We start from the raw sequence: 16,438 nt of genomic DNA on the forward strand, positions 1-16,438 counted from the left end.
ACAGCCTCCAAAAAAATTCGGCGGTTAGCAGCATGTAACCACAACCTTTCATGCTTTTTTGGGGACCTTTCGACATTGATTATATCATAAGGGTTTTTGCAAAACAAGGAAGTTTACTGAATTTTATGTCCTCTGTCTGACAACTTCGTACAGCATGATGGCAGTGGCAATGGCCACATTGAGAGATTCCGCCTGCCCGGGCATCGGAATGGTTACTTTCCGATGCCGGTATTCATAAACGGCCGGCTGTGGTCCGGAACCTTCGTTACCCACTACCAGAGCCAGCGGCCCGGTGAGGTCAGCCTGAAAAATCGGTTGCCCGCCCGCCGGATCTCCCACCACTAAAGTAATGCCGGCGGCTGCCAGGCAGTCCAGAGTAACCTTAACATCTGCTGCGGTTACCACCGGCAGGTGGAACAAAGACCCCATGGTGGCCCGCAGGGTTTTCGGATTATAAAGATCTACCGTTCCTTTCAGTAAAACCACCCCATCGGCACCGGCCGCATCCGCGGAACGGATGATGGTACCCAGATTGCCCGGATCCTGCACCCCGTCCACCGTTACCACCAGTGACGGCCGGGCTGCTGCCAGTAAATCCGGCAGCCGGTAATCAGGCTGCCAGAGCACCGCCAGTACCCCTTGAGGGGTTTCGGTGGCCGCCAGATCAGCCATTATACTTTCTGTCACCTCAAACAGCTGGGCTCCCCTTTGTGACGCTTTAGCCAGCAAATGAGCCCCCCGTGGTGACTGAACAGCCTGGGCAGTATATACAAAACACTCGGTGCGCCAGTCACTGTGCAGCGCTTCCTCCACCAAACGGATACCCTCAACCACAAATTTTTTCTCTTTTTGCCGGAAGGCCCGTTGGGATAATTTGCGTATGTACTTGATTTTCGGATTTTGGGCTGAAGTAAGCATCATATCTCTACCGTTTCAAAAAGTTGTAGTTTTTCTGTTTTGCCAATTACAACCAGTACATCCCCGCTTTGAATCACCTGGTTAGCACCGGGGGAAATAATCATTTGGTCACCGCGCCGGATAGCCAGTATACTTACCCCGTATCTGTTTCTGGCTTCAGACTGGGCCAGGGTTTTATTCACAAACTGTGCAGGCGCCAGCATCTCCACCAGGCTGTAATCGGCCGACAAGGAAATCTGTTCCATCACATTTTTGGAAACCAAGGCATGGGCCAGCTTAACACCCATATCCCGTTCCGGAAAAACCACCTTGTCTGCCCCTATGCGTTGCAATACCTTGCCATGCAGTTTGTTTTGTGCCTTAGCCACCACATATTTTACACCCATTTCTTTCAATATTACAGTGGCCAGTATGCTGGCCTGTACATCCTGACCAATAGCCACCACCACCACATCAAAATTGCGGATACCAACCGCCTTCAGGGCATGTTCGTCCAGAGCATCTATCTGTATTCCATGGGTTACATCTTCAATAATGTCATTAACACGTTCTTCGCTGTTATCCAAGGCCAAAACCTCATAACCCATTTTGGCCAGAGTCCGGGCGACACTGCTGCCAAAACGCCCCAGCCCGATCACTGCAAATTGTTTCATAAGAACAGCCTCCTAACCAATAATAACCCGTTCCTCCGGATAGCGATACTTCTGTTTTCGCTTTTGCCGGACAGCCAGGGCAAAAGCAATGGTTAAGGGTCCCAGGCGCCCTAAAAACATTGTAATTATTATAATGATTTTGCCTGCTGCCGAAAGACCGGCGGTTAATCCTGCCGAAAGCCCCACCGTAGCTATGGCTGACACCACTTCAAACATTATTTTAAGAAAATCTGCCTTTTCCGTAACGTCAAGCAATAAAGTTGCAAAAACCACCCAGCACAAGGCCAAAAAGACAACGCCCATCCCTTTATAAATTTGTTCTTTAGGAATACGGCGGTTAAAGATCTCCGCATCCTCTTTGCCCCTGGCCAGGGAAATCACCGCTAAGCAAAGGATGCCAAAGGTGGTGGTTTTAATGCCGCCGCCCGTAGAGCCCGGGGAAGCGCCGATAAACATCAGTATCATGATAAAAAATAAAGTAGCCGGTCGCATGGCCGCCACATCAACGGTATTAAAGCCGGCCGTACGGGGCGTTACCGCTTGAAACCAACTGGCCCAAAACTTGCCGCCGGCACTCAGGCCGGCCAACGTGTTATTATATTCCAGCATCAAAAAAACCGACATACCCAGCAGCAGTAAAATAACAGTAACCAAAAGCACTAGCTTGGTATGCAAACTTAACTTTTTTCTTTCCCGGTAACGCAGCAGGTCAGCCATTACCGTAAAACCAAGACTACCCAATATAACAGTGCCGGTAACGGTAATATTCACCAGGGGGGCATCCACATACCCGGTCAGGCTGCGAAAATTGCCAAACAAATCAAAACCGGCGTTATTGAAGGCTGAAATAGCATGAAACAGGCTGTAACCAATACCCCGGGCCAGCCCTAATTCCGGTACAAAACGCAGGGCCAGCAGCAGCGCTGCTGTCAGTTCTATAATAAGTGTCAGGGCAATTACCTGTTTAGCCAACCTGATAAGCCCGCTTAATTCAATTACATTAAGAGATTCCTGGATTAACATGCGTTCTTGAAAGGTGACGCGATGCCCCAGCAGCAGCCAGAACATGACCGCCATGGTCATAAACCCCAACCCGCCCACTTGAATCAGGCTGATGATCACCAGTTGACCGAAGGTACTCCAGTAGGTGCCGGTGTCCACCACCACCAAACCGGTCACACAAACGGCCGATGTGGCGGTAAAAAGTGCCGTTAAGAAATCAGTGGCGTGTCCGGCAGCGGATGACACAGGTAAAGTTAGCAGTACGGTACCAATTAAAATAACCACCAGAAAGCCACCAACCAGCACCCTGGGCGGATGGCTGAGAAGACCTTTCTTGGTTTGCAAATGATTCCCTTCTTTCGGGTAAAAGAATTAACGTTTAAATTATATCAAATCTCACAGCAGTGGGTACCAATATCTGCAATAAATCAAAAAAGACAAAAGCATGGCGTTATGACCATGCTTTATTATTTATTGGTATACATGTTTTATATTCAGTGCTCTTAAGCTTGGTTGGCTTTTGCCACTTCCACCAATTGGCTGAAGGCCTTGGCATCGTTAACAGCCAGATCGGCCAGCATCTTGCGGTTAACTTCAACGCCGGCTTTTTTCAGACCGTTGATAAAACGGCTGTAGGTCAGGCCGTTCATACGGGTAGCGGCGTTAATACGAGCAATCCACAGTTTGCGGAAATCACGCTTTTTCTGACGGCGGTCTCTGTAAGCGTAAAACAGGGCTTTCATAACGGCCTGATTGGCCACCCTGAATAATTTGCTGCGGGAACCTCTGTAACCCTTAGCCAGTTTGAGAATTTTTTTATGTCTACGACGGGAAACCACACTGCTTTTAGCCCGTGGCATGATAATAACCTCCTTTTACTTGAACAATATTAGCAGCGATTAATAGGGCAGCAGTCTGCTCAGACGTCCGGCATCCGCCTCGCTGATGATTAAAGACTTGCGCAGGTTGCGCTTACGCTTGGCAGTCTTTTTACCAAGAATGTGGCTGTGAAAAGCGTGCCAGCCACGAATTTTGCCGGTGGCAGTTTTCTTAAATCTTTTAGCAGCACCGCGGTGGGTTTTAATTTTAGGCATCAAGGCAACTCCTTTCTAGTCCTGCTTATCATTTTTTGGTGCCAAAATCATAATCATATTCTTACCTTCCAGCTTAGCTTGCCTTTCCACAAGGCAGAGTTCTTTTAAATCTTCAGCCAGGCGGTCCAGTAATTTCTTGCCCAGTTCTGTATGAACAATTTCTCTGCCGCGGAACATAATGGTAACCTTTACTTTGTCACCGTCTTTCAAAAAACGCTCGGCATTTTTGGCCTTGACTATATAGTCATGTTCCTCAATACGGGGGCGCAGCTTTACCTCTTTTACTTGGATAATACGCTGCTTTTTCTTGGCCTCTTTTTCCCGTTTGCTTTGCTCGTATTTGAATTTGCCATAGTCCATAATACGGCAAACGGGGGGTTTGGCCTGGGGTGCCACTTCCACCAGATCCAGCTGACGTTCTTCGGCCAGCCGCAATGCTTCCTTTACAGACATGATACCCAGCTGGTTGTTGTCGGCATCTACCACCCGTACCTCGCGAGCTCGAATCTCCTCATTGATGCGCTGCTCTTTCGAAATACATAATCACCTCCATAGTATTAAGTGGAACCAAATATAAAAGCGGGTGCAATACACCCGCTTACAGACGCAATACAACAAGCAACACTTATTGTATAACACCGTAACCTTACGAACCATGGTTGTAAGGTGAGAAGCGGCTGCTTCTTCTTCATCAAAAGCTGTTAACTTGTAACGCCTAAAGTAATATACCATATCCTGCCCAATGAGTCAAGGATTTCGCATAAATTGAAGCGGTTACTGGAATATGGCCTTTTGTTTAATCTCGTCCTGAACCCTGGCGATAAACTCATCTACCGCCATGGCCCCGATATCTCCTTGGCCCCGCCGGCGAACCGCCACAGCGTTTTGTTCCATTTCACGGTCACCGATAACCAGCATATAGGGGATTTTTTGCGTCTGGGCTTCCCTGATTTTATAGTTAATTTTTTCGTTTCTGGCATCTAATTCCACCCTGATGTCCAGGTCCTCCATCTTCTTAACCAACTCTCCGGCATAGGCATGATGCCGGTCGGTAATGGGCATGACCCGTACTTGCACAGGCGCCAGCCAAACCGGAAAAGCGCCGGCAAAATGCTCGGTCAGGATCCCGATAAAACGTTCGATACTGCCAAACACCACGCGGTGAATCATTACCGGGCGGTGCTTCTGACCATCTTCCCCCACATAAGTCAAATCAAATTTTTCAGGCATCTGAAAATCCAGCTGAATGGTGCCGCACTGCCAGGTACGGCCCAGACTGTCCTGCAGGTGGAAATCAATTTTCGGCCCGTAGAAGGCCCCGTCACCTTCGTTTACTTTATAAGACATGTTCTTGGCTGCCAGGGCATCCCGCAGAGAATTGGTGGCCACTTCCCACATTTCATCTGATCCCATGGATTTTTCCGGGCGGGTGGATAATTCAACATGATAGTTCAGACCAAAGGTGTTATAGAAGTAATCAAACAGGTCGATGACTCCGATAATCTCATCCTTAATTTGACCGGGCAGCATGAAGATATGGGCGTCATCCTGGGTAAAGCAGCGTACCCGCATCAAGCCATGCAGTACGCCGGATAATTCATGGCGGTGCACCAGGCCCAGTTCAGCCAGCCGCAGCGGTAAATCACGGTAGCTGTGCAAGCTGGTTTTATACACCAGAATACTGCCGGGGCAGTTCATAGGTTTTACCGCATAATCGGCCTCATCAATTTTGGTGAAATACATGTTTTCTTTATAATGGGCCCAGTGGCCGGACTGTTCCCACAGACCGCGGTTTAATATAACAGGCGTGCGGATCTCCTGGTAGCCCCGTTTCTTGTGTTCCTGGCGCCAAAAGTTTTCCAGTTCATTGCGGATAATCATGCCTTTGGGATGGAAGAAAGGAAAGCCGGGACCTTCCTCCTGAATGCTGAACAAATCTAATTCCTGTCCCAGCTTGCGATGATCCCGCCGCTTGGCCTCCTCAATACGGAACAGGTACTCGTCCAGCATGGCTTTTTTGGGAAAACAAGTGCCATATATACGCTGCAACATTTTGTTTTTTTCATTGCCTCGCCAGTAGGCACCGGCAATGCTCATCAGCTTAACACTTTTAATGCGGCCGGTGGAAGGCACATGGGGGCCTGCACACAAATCTTCAAATTCTCCCTGCCGGTAACAAGAGATTACGGCATCCTCCGGCAGGTCATTAATAAGCTCAACTTTGTAAGGCTCACCGCTTGTTTGGAAATGCGCCAGCGCCTCTTGCCGGGACAGTTCTACCCGCTCAAAAGGCAAATCCTCTTTAATGATTTTGTTCATTTCCGCTTCAATTTGTTCTAATTGGGCCGGCGTAAAGGGCTGTGGCACATCAAAGTCATAATAAAAACCGTCTTGAATGGCCGGCCCGATGGCCAGTTTAGCCTGCGGGAACAGTCTTTTGACCGCCTGCGCCAGTATGTGGGCCGTACTGTGCCGGTAAACAGTCCTTCCTTCTTCATCTTGAAAGGTTAATAATTCTACCACAGCATCTTGCTGCAGCGGGTAACGTAAATCAACCGTCTTACCGTTAACTTTGCCGGCCAGTGCCTCCCGGGCCAAACCCTGACTTATACCGGCAGCCACTTCCAGCACTGTGGTGCCGGCAGGATACTCCCGTACTGAGCCGTCTTTAAGGGTAACTTTAATCATCTGCTTTCTCTCCTTTCGCATGCCTAACAAAAACAAAACCCGCCCCTGCTAATTCAGGGACGGGATCTATCCGCGGTTCCACCCTGGTTGGAGAACATATCTCCCACCTCAAAGGCAATAACGGCGCCGCACCACCGGTTTGCTTACTGAGATTCAGCAAACTGCTCCGAGGTGGTTTTCTGTCAGCTGCATCGGGAAGCGCTTACAGCCCCGGCGCCTCCTCTCTGAACGACCGTCCTGACCTACTTTTCCTCGTCATCGCATATATTCAGCTACGGCAACATTATATTGATACTGCTGTCAATTGTCAAGCTGCCAGGTAAACAATGGCCACCTGCACCAGACCAATGATAAAACCTAATACGCCGCCAATGATTTCAATATGTTTTAATTCCCTGGCAGCCACTGATAAAATTATTTTTTCCAGGTATTTAATATCATAGGCATTCAGCCGTTCCTCCACCAGCTGGGCCAGCCTCACTTTTTCAATGACGCTGCGGCCGGCCTGATCAACAATTTGGTTTATAACCTGAGGCATCTGTTTGTTCAGCATGTCCCCCATCATTTCCAAAATTACCGTTTTAATGGTAACAGGCACCCAGGGCGGGATACGGTCTACCACCATGTTGCGGATGGAATCGTTAGCCGAAAGCACAATTTTATCCAGCACCTCAGGGGATTTCATCTGGTTTATCAAATCTTCCACTTTTAACAGTTCTTTTTCCACCACTTCGCCGATGCTTCTGGCCAGTTCCGCCCTTCTTTTGGGTACTACCCCCTGAATAGTCCACGGCAGGCCCAAGATGTGTATGGGCCGGTACGGTTTAAAAATAGCCTTTACCGCAATCAAGTTGGTTACCCAACCGATAAACGCCCCAATGACAGGTATCAGTATGGCCGTCCACCAATGCATTTGGCAAATTACCTCCAATTCGTCAATTGACGACATTAACTATATCAAAATGTACCGGCCGGTGCAAGAGCAGCCATACAAAAAGGGTGTCGGTTGTCTTAGCAACAACCGGCACCCTTTATTATTGCTGCTGTTTTTGACATAATTGACAGCCGTTGCACTGGCTGACCCTGCCTTCAAAAACCTGCTTGACAGTGGCAATGGTATCCGCCACCATCCCGTTTTGGTCGCAGGATTCTCCATGGAAAATTATTTTTTTGGGAGCTATGGTAATCAAAGCGCTGATCAGCAAATCGTCATAATTTATTTCATGGTCAATAATATCTAAAATAAATCCTTCCAAAAACTCGCTGCTGATAGGATAGTTTTGCGCATCAAAAAGCTTATAGGTTCCCTTGTCATTTATTAAAACATTAACCAGCTCTGCCTTAGGCTCCTGAATTTCTACAAAATACTTGAGCAATTGTATAAATTCACGGTACTCCCGCTCCATTAAATAATCATCTACCGCTTGGTCTACCGCTTCTTTAATTTCATTTAAGTATTCTTTAAGACGAAAATTAATAAAACCGTCAATAACTATACTGTCGTTTTGTTCCAAAAACTCCACCAGTTTTTTGATAATCAAATTTTTCCTGTCCAGGCGGTCCATTCTGCCCGGCAACACCCGTTCGCCGTTGGTATAGGACTGGGCATATTGGAAAATAACTTTCCGCTCATCTTCATTAAAAAAATAATAATTTTCCCTAATAAAATCAGTTAAGATGGCCTTCTCCCAGTGATTTATTATTAAATCCGAAATAATATCGGCTACAAAATGCCGGAACAGCAACTCATCATCATGACGCCTGCCACCGCACAGCGTTCCGTTAAAATTGCATGATAAAAAGGTAATATTACCCGCCGGTTTTTCGGTAAGTTTAATATTAATGTAATGACCTTCGTTCATGCTCAATTCCCGGCCCAGCAAGTTCTTTAACAGGTCGATATGCTGGGTGGCACCTATGGAGAGGCATTGATTCATCTCCTCTATCACCCCTTCCTTTACTATTAGTATATGAGAGGTCTTATTTGGTATACTGGTGCAAAAACAGCGAAAAATTAAAGCTAAATTGATTTAATTGCAGTATAAGCAGAATCCGCTGTTGCTATCCCATGTAAAAAATATAGCAGAAACCTTACTATGGAGTAATTGAGGAAATTTGCTGTTCAGGCAGCCGTAGCTTAAATCATTTGTACAAAAAATATCCTATAATAGCTAATATTGCCAGAACAAGTGCTGCCACAGGCAGCCAAGATGGCGAGCCCGCCGCAGGCCGGGCAACCGGTGCCGTTTGGGCCAACATGTCAGTAGCGGAGTGTAATTGAGGCGGGGGCTTTACTGTATCCACTGTGCAGCTTTTAGGCACAAAAGGCACCAACCGGCTGCTTTTTTTCTTGCTTTTTATTCTTGACGGCCCTACAATATCCGGGCTGTTAGGACGATCAATATAACGATAACCGCTTGGTAAAGGCAGTATAACATGTGCAGCCGGCGCCGCCGGCAGATAAGGCTGGGATATTTGATCAGTCACGCAATTGGCCGGTATAAAGGGCAAGGAAGCTGTTATTTTAACCCGCCTGCCATATCCGCCGCCTACAATATCCGGCGCCGGGCCGGCTAAAGCCGGGTAAGGGTTAATCAACCGCTTTTTGACCGCTTGCGGCTGCCTGATATATACAGTTGCAGTTTGATTCGTGATGCATTGAGGGGGTACAAAAACTGTCGGCCGGCTTTGGGGGCGTCGTTTTCTCCTTACAGTTAAAATAATTTCATTAGCGGCCGTTTTTCGTTGGCTGACCACCGGTACAACCGGACTTGAAATTGCCGGCGGCAAACAGATATACGCCCGGGCTACCTGGTCGGTAAGACAGCCGGCCGGTACAAACCGGCTTGTTCCCTTAAACCTTTTTCTGCCTGTTACTTGCCGGTACGGGTAAAAAGATTTGACAGGGGATACTGAAGGTAGGGCAGCTACCTTTGATATGGCGTCAGTCAAACAGCTAACCGGTACAAAGGGAGTTATGGCAGGATATCGTTTTTTTCTGACGGCCTTTTTTACCGGTTTTCCTGCGTAAATTACTGCTTGACCGCCTGCAGACGTGTGGTTTGTTATTAAGGGCAGGGAGCATTGCTGTTGGAGGCAGGTGGCATCAACAAACGCCCCCTGGTCCTGCTTTCTTTTCTTTTTCGCAAGGCAGGTGTAATCGGGGACTTTTACTTCACTGCCTCGTGAGGTAAAAAGAATAATCTTCTTTCGTTTAACCGGCTCCCTGGTTACTTTGTTGTTTTTTTTCCTTCTTTTAGCCAAAAAGTCCACCCCTTTTCTTTTGGCCTTTTTTCATCTTAAAACAAGTATATTAAGCAAGTCCGCTAAAGATTTTTGTTTTTAAAATTTTCAGTCAGATAAATATTGCATAAAGAAACACCAATTCTCAGCCACAGCAATATTATGGGAAAAAAGGCAGGTGTTTCTTCGTGTGGCAGGAAACTGAGGAACTGAAACAGTTATGCCAAAAAGAAATTCAATCCTTGCGGCGTCAAATTGCGGCAGCCAGGGGGAGCTTTTTCCCCCGCTGGGACGCTAAAGCAACCATTCAAAAAGCGGAAGAAAAAATAGAAAAGATTCAACAGTTGTTGGTTAAATTAGACAACCTAACGGAACAAGTTATCCCGGTAATAAACGATATTAAAGAAATTATTGGTGTCAAACAGCGATAGGATGGCATCAGCACATAAGAGAAACGGGGTGTCGCCGAGCCGGGTGGCCGGTTCGTTGCGGCACCCCGTTTTGGGGTTCGGCTCCTTGATTAAAGATTTACCCGGCCGGTGAAGATAAGGAAAGGATTTAACAGCAAGCATAGCGAATTTTGTATTATACGAAAGGAGGGAGTAGTTTGGACTGGACAAGCATTGGTTCGTTTCTGGCGCTGGCTGTTATTGTTTTTTTAATTTTTCGCATGATCGGCAAAGGCGGTTGAGGTTGCAGGTAAGCTGTACAGTTGGTACAGTTTAAACTTTCGTTAGAAGGTATTAAGGGCGCAATCAGGATGATTGCGCCCTTCGAGCGTCGACAAACATTTATCGATGTTATAATCCTATTTAGATCCGGACAACGCACCGGCAGCACTATAATTCTCCGGTTGCCATTGGGGTTGCCAAAGAGACGCCCGCCTGGCCCGGAAAATTAAAAGAAAAAAGCCCCTTAAGGGCTTCTGGTGGGACGTACTGGAATCGAACCAGTGACCTCTGCGATGTCAACGCAGCACTCTAACCATCTGAGCTAACGTCCCTTATCTCCTGCAGTTGCATTACTTATTATGCACAATAGCAGCTAAAAAGTCAAGCATAAATTAGATAAACCTAACAAATGCTCTGGCAGCAGCTAACAGGGAATTATTAAACCGCCTGTATATTCATCTTTATCAATAATGCGATCTTGGCTGTAAAATCTGTGGCTTAGTTAATAATCCCCTGTCTGCATATACCAGGGCACCTATCTATTTTGGCCGTACTAGCTAAACCAACGTTTGAACCAGGATAAGCGGTCTACCCGGCGGTTAGCCACCAAATCCACCGCAGCGATCTCCCGGCCGTTAAGATAATAGGTGGCTGTGCCCAGTTTGCTGCCCTGTTTAACCGGTGCAGCCGGAGCGGGAGCTAAGGTTATCCGGCGTACCACTTTTTCTGTATCGCTTGCCACAAGGTATGCTTCAACCTTTTGAGCTGCCACCAGGGTGACTTTTTTATCTGTCCCGCCGATTACCGGCAGTTCTGCCATCACTTCATCCTTTTCGGCCAGCACAACCGGTTTTACCTCGGTAAAGCCGTATGTCAAAAGTTTAATGGCATCCGACCAGCGATTACTGCTGTGCAGGATGACAGCCACCAATTGTCTGCCCTCTCTGGTGGCGGAAGCAATTAAACAGTTGCCCGCCCGTGGGGTGGTTCCGGTTTTAACACCGTCAATCCCTTTAAAATCTGATTGGAGCAGGCGGTTGGTGTTATGCAGCACCAGCCGACGCACAGGCAGCCGGTCAGCCGCGCCGCCTGTTTTCAATTCATCCCGGTTCGGCAGCCAGGTAATGGTAGCTTCCTGAGTCTTGACCAGTTCGGCAAACGTTTTATTTTTTAAGGCATAAGAAGCAAGTATAGCCAGGTCCTTAGCTGTGGTGTAATGATCGGGGTGATGAAATCCGTTGGTATTAGCGAAATGGGTATGCAGCATTCCCAGGGCCCGGGCTTTGTCATTCATCATTTTGACAAACATATCATGGCTGCCGCCAATATGTTCGGCAATAGCAACAGTGGAATCGTTAGCTGAATGCATCAAGGCGGCTTTAAGTAAATCCTCCAAATACAACCTGTCACCGGTTTGCAGCCCAATATCCTGGCCCATGGAAATAACTGCCGCCTTTTTGCTTACCGTAACTACATCTTTAAGATTGCCGTTTTCGATTGCCAGAATGGCGGTCATTACTTTCGTTAAACTGGCAGGCTCCCGCCGCTTGTCTCCTTCTTTTTCGTAATAAATTAGACCGGTGGCCGTATCCATTAAACAGGCCGCAGAAGCTTTAACCTCAGGCAGCTTTTGCTCCGGCAGTGGATTGGCATGGCCCTCGGCAAGATAACTCAAACTCAAACATATTGCCAGCATAAAAATCCTACTGATTTTTTTAATATTCACCTTGTATCCGCCTCCCTGCCTATTTTTTCTCTCTAAGGGCCGACCCATAACAGGTAACAATTGCAATAAAATATCATATTTGCCAAGGCAGGCAAGTATTAATAATTGACAGGGAGGTGTTTTGTAAAATGAAGGCATATATTTTTGATTGGCGCAAATGCAGAAAACAGTTAATGCTGCTGGGTGCCATATTTATTTGTGCGTTATTTTTCGGTACCTTACTTTACCGCCAGCAAGCGGTGACGGTGACAGGAAAAAAATATGCAATTTATAAAGTTAAAACCGATGAAAAAGTGGCAGCCTTAACCTTTGATATCAGTTGGGGAACCAAAGTACCCGGCCCGGTACTCGATACTTTAAAAAGGTATGATGTTAAATGCACGTTTTTTGTATCCGGTCCCTGGGTAGTTAAGCATCCTGAATTTCCGCAGCGGATTGTATCCGAAGGCCATGAAATTGCCAGCCATGGCGAAGAACATGTAAATCTCAGCCAGTATAACAAAGAAGAAATAAAGAAAAATATACTCGCTGCCCATGAAAAAATAAAACAAGTAACCGGCGTCGCACCTAACCTTATCCGTACCCCTAACGGTGACTGGAATAACTTGGTTTTAACTGCCGCCGAAGAACTTAATTATAAAGTAATTCAATGGAGTGCGGATTCCCTGGACTGGAAAAAACCAGGCGTTGATGTTATTGTCAATAATGTGTTAAAAAAGGTTAAGCCGGGAGCCATTATATTAATGCATGCCAGCGATACCTGTCTGCAAACGCCGGCTGCTCTGCCACCGGTGCTGGAGGGACTGCAAAAGCAGGGGTACCGCTTGGTGACGGTATCAGAACTGCTGACCATGGGGTCTCCTGCCATTGATTAAACAGGCAAAAATTCAGGGCAAGTCCCTGTATTCAGAGTATCGACAAAGGTTGTAAAACAAAGTGAGGTGGTTTTATGATCCCCCCCCCCCTGACTAGTCGACGCGTGGCCACAGCTCTTGATGAGCGAAAGGAGCCATTGGGGGGGCGCCCACAGGATGTGGGCGCCAGCCGAACCGGGCCAGGATGGCCCGTTTGAGGCGACCCCAAGGGCGACCGGAGCGAATCACAGTGCTGTCGGTGCGTAGACCGGAGCCAAAGGGGATCATAAACCACCGCTAATGTTTGGCAACACTCTGATTCAGGGCAAGTCCCTGAATTATTTTACTTGGCCTTATACCTTTTAAAATTAAACCTAATAATATATGATAACCCGGTAAGAATTGCCTGGTTCTTTTCAAAACATCCCGGTTCTGATATATTAATGCTGGGCCGCAATCGATGAGTTAGGGGTTATCTATAATGATAAAACGTAAAAGTTTTATATTAATTGCCGTATGCATAATTGTGACAGCTGCTCTGTATTATACCCGAAATACGCACTGGCACTTTTGGGGTAGCTCACCACTCTATAGCAGTCCGGAACAATTGGCAGACTATCTGCGCTCCTTTGGTGCCATGACGGTTGTTATCAGTTTGTTGCTGATGGTACTGCAGACACTGTTTACACCCTTGCCGCTGTTTTTGCTGGCAGGGGCCAACGGTTTTATCTTTGGCCTCTGGTACGGCATCCTAATAACCTTAACCGGTTCTGTCATCGGTTCCTCCATCGCCTTCTTCCTGGCCAGGGGATTTGGCCGGGGGCTGGTTTGCCGCTTTGTCAAAGAAACCCAAATGTCCAAAGTGGATCGCATGAGCTGCCATAAAGGCCCCTGGATGGTCTTTATGGCCCGTTTAATCCCGGTCATACCTTCCAGCATCATCAGCTATGTGGCGGGTTTAAGCAAGATGACCTTCCGGGGTTTTTTTATCGCCACCGCCGTAGGCAAACTGCCCGAAATTATTATTTATACCGCCCTGGGACACAGTTTTAGCGTGGCGGAAGGTATGGCCACCAAGATAACTTTACTGCTGATCCTGCTAACCTTGCTGGCCTGGCCGTTAATTTCAAGAAAACTAAAAAAAACCTCCGGTGAGGCCCCTCCCAAGACACCCCCGGGATAATACCCGGGGCAGACTGTCGACAAAGGTTGTAAAACAAAGTGAGGTGGTTTTATGATCCCCTGTCGGCGACTTGTCGAAGCACCGGTCACAGCACTTGATGAGCGTAAGGAGCCAAAGGGGATCATAAACCACCGCTAATGTTTGGCAACACTCTGACCCCGGGATAATACCCGGGGTTATCTTTTGGCTTGCCGCTTGCGATACAAACAGTACATCAGGATACCTCCCAACAATATGAGCACCACAACATCCGCCCGATGAAACCAGGGCTTTATGGCCTGCCAGTTTTCACCCAGGGCATAACCGGCATAAACCAGTAAGATACTCCAGGGCAGTGATCCCAATACAGTATAGAAGACAAATTTTTGCAAATTCATACCGGCAATGCCGGCGGGCAGTGAAATAAAAGTACGAACAACGGGCATTAACCGGGTAAAAAAAACGGTAGCTTCGCCGTAACGGGCAAACCAACGGTCGGCCATCATCAGTTTTTGACGGTTAAGGCCAAGGCAGCGGCCGTATTTTTCCAAAAAAGGCCTGCCGCCAAGGCGCCCCAGGCAGTAAGAAACCACCGAACCAAAGGTACCTCCCAGGGTACCTGCCAGCACAGTCCACCAAAAATCCAACCGCCCGCAAAACACCAGGTAGCCGCCAAAGGGCAGTATCACTTCACTGGGCAGGGGAATGTTGGCGCTTTCCAGGGCCATGCCGACAGCAATCCCCCAGTAGCCCAGGGCACCGATCACTGTAGTCAGCCATTGCCAAACGGTATCAATTAAGTTTGTTAATTCAGCCATCTCCCCCCTCCTTCTCTGTTTTTTAAAAATATGACTTCAATGGCAAAAAAATACCGGCGGAACTTCCCGCCGGTATTACTTGCTGCTGACAGTAACTTTGTTTTCTTGTACGGTTACCTGCAGCCCCAGGTACATCAGGTCTTTTGCCGAAATATAAACTGTGTTGTTCTTTTCCCTTAGCGGGAGGTGAAGTTGTTTAGTTAACCCATTTAACAGGCTGTTGGTTTTCTTTGTAGGCAACAGCCAAACTTGCTGCTTGCCGGTCACCTTAACAGTTTGGGACCGGCCGTCGTATGCTACTTGGTAACCCAGGGCCTCCAGGGTAAAACGCAGGGGTACCATAGCTGACCCCTGTTCCTTTAACAATCCGCCGGGTACAGGGATTATTTCATCATTGACAACAGCTTTAGCCTGGCCGGCGGTAAATTGAATCACTTGCTTAGTTGGATGCAGCAGCTGTTTAGCAATAGATAACTGCAGTTCCGGTATGGTAACACAATGATCCGGCTGTAAACCGCTGCCGTCAATATAACGCCCACGGGGTGTGGTATAATATGCGGTGGTTAATTTCAAAGCACCGCCATTGCTAAGCGGGATAATATCCTGAACAGTGCCTTTACCGTAGGTAGGAGTTCCCACCAGAACGGCTGTTTGGTAGTCCTGCAGGGCACCGGCCAAGATTTCTGCTGCACTGGCAGTTTGTTCATTCACCAGCACCACCAGCGGCATCTCCTCAATCAGAGAATCAAGTTCGGTAATAAAGGCGTCCCTGTGTTTTGCCCGGTCCACTGTAACAAAAACTGTTTTATCCTTACCCAGCAGGTAAGACGCAATTTCTGCCGCTGCATCTACATAACCGCCGCCGTTGTTGCGCAGGTCAATAATTAACGAGCGGCTGCCTGACTGCTGCAATTTTATTAACGCCTCAGCAAATTCGGCACCGGTTTCCATACCAAAACTTTCTATAGCAAGATAGCCAATACCATGGGACAGCATTTCAGAACGAACCGTGGGAAGGTTTACGGTATTTCTGGTAATGCTGACAGTTATCTCCGACTGCCCGTCCCTTTTTACCGTCAGGTTAACATGGGTGCCTTTTTCCCCCCGCAACATTGAAACTATGTCATATATTTCCTTGCCTGCCACATCCTGACCGTCCACCGCCAGGATAACATCCCCCTTTTGCAGGCCGGCCGCCTCGGCCGGCGTACCCGTTAGCACCCGGACAATACAGGGATACTGATCCTTTATTTCCAGTTCGGCGCCAATGCCCTCAAAATCGCCGTTTAATTCATCGCTGAAATGTTCCAGCTCGCCGGGCGGGAAATATACCGTATAGGGGTCCTCCAGTTGTTCCAGCATACCTTTAATACCGGCCTTGGTTAATTGGTCAATATCCGTCTGTTTAAGGTGGTAGCGACTGATATAGCCAAAAACCTCGCCAATGGTCGAAGCCCCCGCCAACGCCTTATCTTCTTCGGCATAGGCAGGCACAGACCAGATAAAGCAAAACAAAATCATGGCTAGGATATACCTTCTAAACAATTGATCACCTCATAACTATATGATTTCACCTTATTAAATTTCGCTGGTTCTTAATAAAGTCCTG

General features: G+C 47.6%; 17 protein-coding genes, 1 tRNA gene and 2 other annotated features. Of the genes, 3 read left to right on the forward strand and 15 right to left on the reverse strand.

The window, feature by feature from the left end:
* Window positions 1-123 precede the first annotated feature (123 nt).
* The 10 genes from DESHY_RS02115 to DESHY_RS02160 form a co-directional block, all read right to left on the reverse strand.
* A complete protein-coding gene (locus tag DESHY_RS02115) occupies window positions 124-918 on the reverse strand; it encodes a TrmH family RNA methyltransferase (RefSeq protein WP_235695500.1) in 795 nt (264 codons plus the stop codon).
* On the reverse strand, window positions 918-1,571 hold the full coding sequence (locus DESHY_RS02120; protein WP_008410088.1) for a potassium channel family protein: 654 nt from the start codon (window positions 1,569-1,571) through the stop codon (window positions 918-920). The genes DESHY_RS02115 and DESHY_RS02120 overlap by 1 nt, the downstream gene beginning before the upstream one ends.
* 12 nt (window positions 1,572-1,583) lie before the next feature.
* Window positions 1,584-2,918: a TrkH family potassium uptake protein gene (locus tag DESHY_RS02125; RefSeq protein ID WP_008410089.1), complete on the reverse strand. Its 1,335-nt coding sequence runs from the start codon at window positions 2,916-2,918 to the stop codon at window positions 1,584-1,586.
* Between the two features lie 158 nt (window positions 2,919-3,076).
* Window positions 3,077-3,433: a 50S ribosomal protein L20 gene (gene rplT, locus DESHY_RS02130; RefSeq protein WP_008410090.1), complete on the reverse strand. Its 357-nt coding sequence runs from the start codon at window positions 3,431-3,433 to the stop codon at window positions 3,077-3,079.
* A 39-nt stretch (window positions 3,434-3,472) separates the two neighbouring features.
* Window positions 3,473-3,667, reverse strand: coding sequence for a 50S ribosomal protein L35 (rpmI, locus tag DESHY_RS02135; RefSeq protein ID WP_008410091.1), 195 nt, complete (start codon window positions 3,665-3,667; stop codon window positions 3,473-3,475).
* A 15-nt stretch (window positions 3,668-3,682) separates the two neighbouring features.
* Window positions 3,683-4,204: a translation initiation factor IF-3 gene (infC, locus tag DESHY_RS02140; RefSeq protein WP_072866154.1), complete on the reverse strand. Its 522-nt coding sequence runs from the start codon at window positions 4,202-4,204 to the stop codon at window positions 3,683-3,685.
* A gap of 28 nt (window positions 4,205-4,232) precedes the next feature.
* Window positions 4,233-4,362: a sequence feature (ribosomal protein L20 leader region), on the reverse strand.
* A 79-nt stretch (window positions 4,363-4,441) separates the two neighbouring features.
* Window positions 4,442-6,355 (reverse strand): threonine--tRNA ligase, encoded by a 1,914-nt coding sequence (gene thrS / locus DESHY_RS02145; RefSeq protein ID WP_008410093.1) that lies wholly within the window; start codon window positions 6,353-6,355, stop codon window positions 4,442-4,444.
* Window positions 6,356-6,407: 52 nt separating this feature from the next.
* Window positions 6,408-6,623 (reverse strand) — a binding site (T-box leader).
* A gap of 39 nt (window positions 6,624-6,662) precedes the next feature.
* Window positions 6,663-7,268, reverse strand: coding sequence for a DUF445 domain-containing protein (locus tag DESHY_RS02150; RefSeq protein ID WP_008410094.1), 606 nt, complete (start codon window positions 7,266-7,268; stop codon window positions 6,663-6,665).
* Between the two features lie 121 nt (window positions 7,269-7,389).
* Window positions 7,390-8,292 (reverse strand): putative sporulation protein YtxC, encoded by a 903-nt coding sequence (gene ytxC, locus DESHY_RS02155; RefSeq protein WP_048817802.1) that lies wholly within the window; start codon window positions 8,290-8,292, stop codon window positions 7,390-7,392.
* A gap of 205 nt (window positions 8,293-8,497) precedes the next feature.
* Complete coding sequence (locus DESHY_RS02160) at window positions 8,498-9,619, reverse strand: hypothetical protein (protein WP_008410096.1); 1,122 nt, start codon at window positions 9,617-9,619, stop codon at window positions 8,498-8,500.
* A gap of 167 nt (window positions 9,620-9,786) precedes the next feature.
* On the opposite strand from DESHY_RS02160, the gene DESHY_RS02165 reads away from it, so the two are divergent.
* Window positions 9,787-10,029 (forward strand): hypothetical protein, encoded by a 243-nt coding sequence (locus tag DESHY_RS02165; protein WP_008410097.1) that lies wholly within the window; start codon window positions 9,787-9,789, stop codon window positions 10,027-10,029.
* A gap of 495 nt (window positions 10,030-10,524) precedes the next feature.
* Here the strand turns inward: DESHY_RS02165 and DESHY_RS02170 are convergent.
* Together DESHY_RS02170 and DESHY_RS02175 are read right to left on the reverse strand one after the other, a co-directional pair.
* Window positions 10,525-10,601, reverse strand: a tRNA-Val gene (locus tag DESHY_RS02170).
* A gap of 221 nt (window positions 10,602-10,822) precedes the next feature.
* Window positions 10,823-11,995: a D-alanyl-D-alanine carboxypeptidase family protein gene (locus DESHY_RS02175; protein ID WP_008410098.1), complete on the reverse strand. Its 1,173-nt coding sequence runs from the start codon at window positions 11,993-11,995 to the stop codon at window positions 10,823-10,825.
* Between the two features lie 128 nt (window positions 11,996-12,123).
* On the opposite strand from DESHY_RS02175, the gene pdaB reads away from it, so the two are divergent.
* Window positions 12,124-12,870 carry a polysaccharide deacetylase family sporulation protein PdaB gene (gene pdaB / locus DESHY_RS02180; protein WP_008410099.1) on the forward strand — a complete coding sequence of 249 codons (747 nt, stop codon included), beginning with the start codon at window positions 12,124-12,126 and terminating at the stop codon, window positions 12,868-12,870.
* 93 nt (window positions 12,871-12,963) lie between these two features.
* Here pdaB and DESHY_RS14195 read toward each other — a convergent pair whose 3' ends face one another.
* On the reverse strand, window positions 12,964-13,137 hold the full coding sequence (locus DESHY_RS14195) for a hypothetical protein (RefSeq protein WP_162829791.1): 174 nt from the start codon (window positions 13,135-13,137) through the stop codon (window positions 12,964-12,966).
* A 193-nt stretch (window positions 13,138-13,330) separates the two neighbouring features.
* On the opposite strand from DESHY_RS14195, the gene DESHY_RS02185 reads away from it, so the two are divergent.
* On the forward strand, window positions 13,331-14,032 hold the full coding sequence (locus DESHY_RS02185) for a TVP38/TMEM64 family protein (RefSeq protein WP_008410100.1): 702 nt from the start codon (window positions 13,331-13,333) through the stop codon (window positions 14,030-14,032).
* 176 nt (window positions 14,033-14,208) lie between these two features.
* On the opposite strand, the gene DESHY_RS02190 is transcribed toward DESHY_RS02185, so the two are convergent.
* Both DESHY_RS02190 and DESHY_RS02195 read right to left on the reverse strand, forming a co-directional pair.
* Window positions 14,209-14,829: a DedA family protein gene (locus DESHY_RS02190; protein ID WP_008410101.1), complete on the reverse strand. Its 621-nt coding sequence runs from the start codon at window positions 14,827-14,829 to the stop codon at window positions 14,209-14,211.
* Window positions 14,830-14,904: 75 nt separating this feature from the next.
* Entirely contained in the window at window positions 14,905-16,374 is a 1,470-nt protein-coding gene (locus DESHY_RS02195) for a S41 family peptidase (RefSeq protein ID WP_008410102.1), read from the reverse strand.
* Between the last annotated feature and the right edge of the window lie 64 nt (window positions 16,375-16,438).

It is taken from the genome of Desulforamulus hydrothermalis Lam5 = DSM 18033, assembly GCF_000315365.1.
Classification (GTDB): domain Bacteria; phylum Bacillota; class Desulfotomaculia; order Desulfotomaculales; family Desulfotomaculaceae; genus Desulfotomaculum; species Desulfotomaculum hydrothermale.

Coding starts and splice junctions, on each gene's coding strand:
- DESHY_RS02115 (WP_235695500.1), bottom strand. CDS start 918: ATGCTTACTTCAGCCCAAAATCCGAAAATCAAGTACATACGCAAATTA.
- DESHY_RS02120 (WP_008410088.1), bottom strand. CDS start 1,571: ATGAAACAATTTGCAGTGATCGGGCTGGGGCGTTTTGGCAGCAGTGTC.
- rplT (WP_008410090.1), bottom strand. CDS start 3,433: ATGCCACGGGCTAAAAGCAGTGTGGTTTCCCGTCGTAGACATAAAAAA.
- rpmI (WP_008410091.1), bottom strand. CDS start 3,667: ATGCCTAAAATTAAAACCCACCGCGGTGCTGCTAAAAGATTTAAGAAA.
- thrS (WP_008410093.1), bottom strand. CDS start 6,355: ATGATTAAAGTTACCCTTAAAGACGGCTCAGTACGGGAGTATCCTGCC.
- DESHY_RS02150 (WP_008410094.1), bottom strand. CDS start 7,268: ATGCATTGGTGGACGGCCATACTGATACCTGTCATTGGGGCGTTTATC.
- ytxC (WP_048817802.1), bottom strand. CDS start 8,292: ATGAATCAATGCCTCTCCATAGGTGCCACCCAGCATATCGACCTGTTA.
- pdaB (WP_008410099.1), top strand. CDS start 12,124: ATGAAGGCATATATTTTTGATTGGCGCAAATGCAGAAAACAGTTAATG.
- DESHY_RS14195 (WP_162829791.1), bottom strand. CDS start 13,137: ATGATCCCCTTTGGCTCCGGTCTACGCACCGACAGCACTGTGATTCGC.
- DESHY_RS02185 (WP_008410100.1), top strand. CDS start 13,331: ATGATAAAACGTAAAAGTTTTATATTAATTGCCGTATGCATAATTGTG.
- DESHY_RS02190 (WP_008410101.1), bottom strand. CDS start 14,829: ATGGCTGAATTAACAAACTTAATTGATACCGTTTGGCAATGGCTGACT.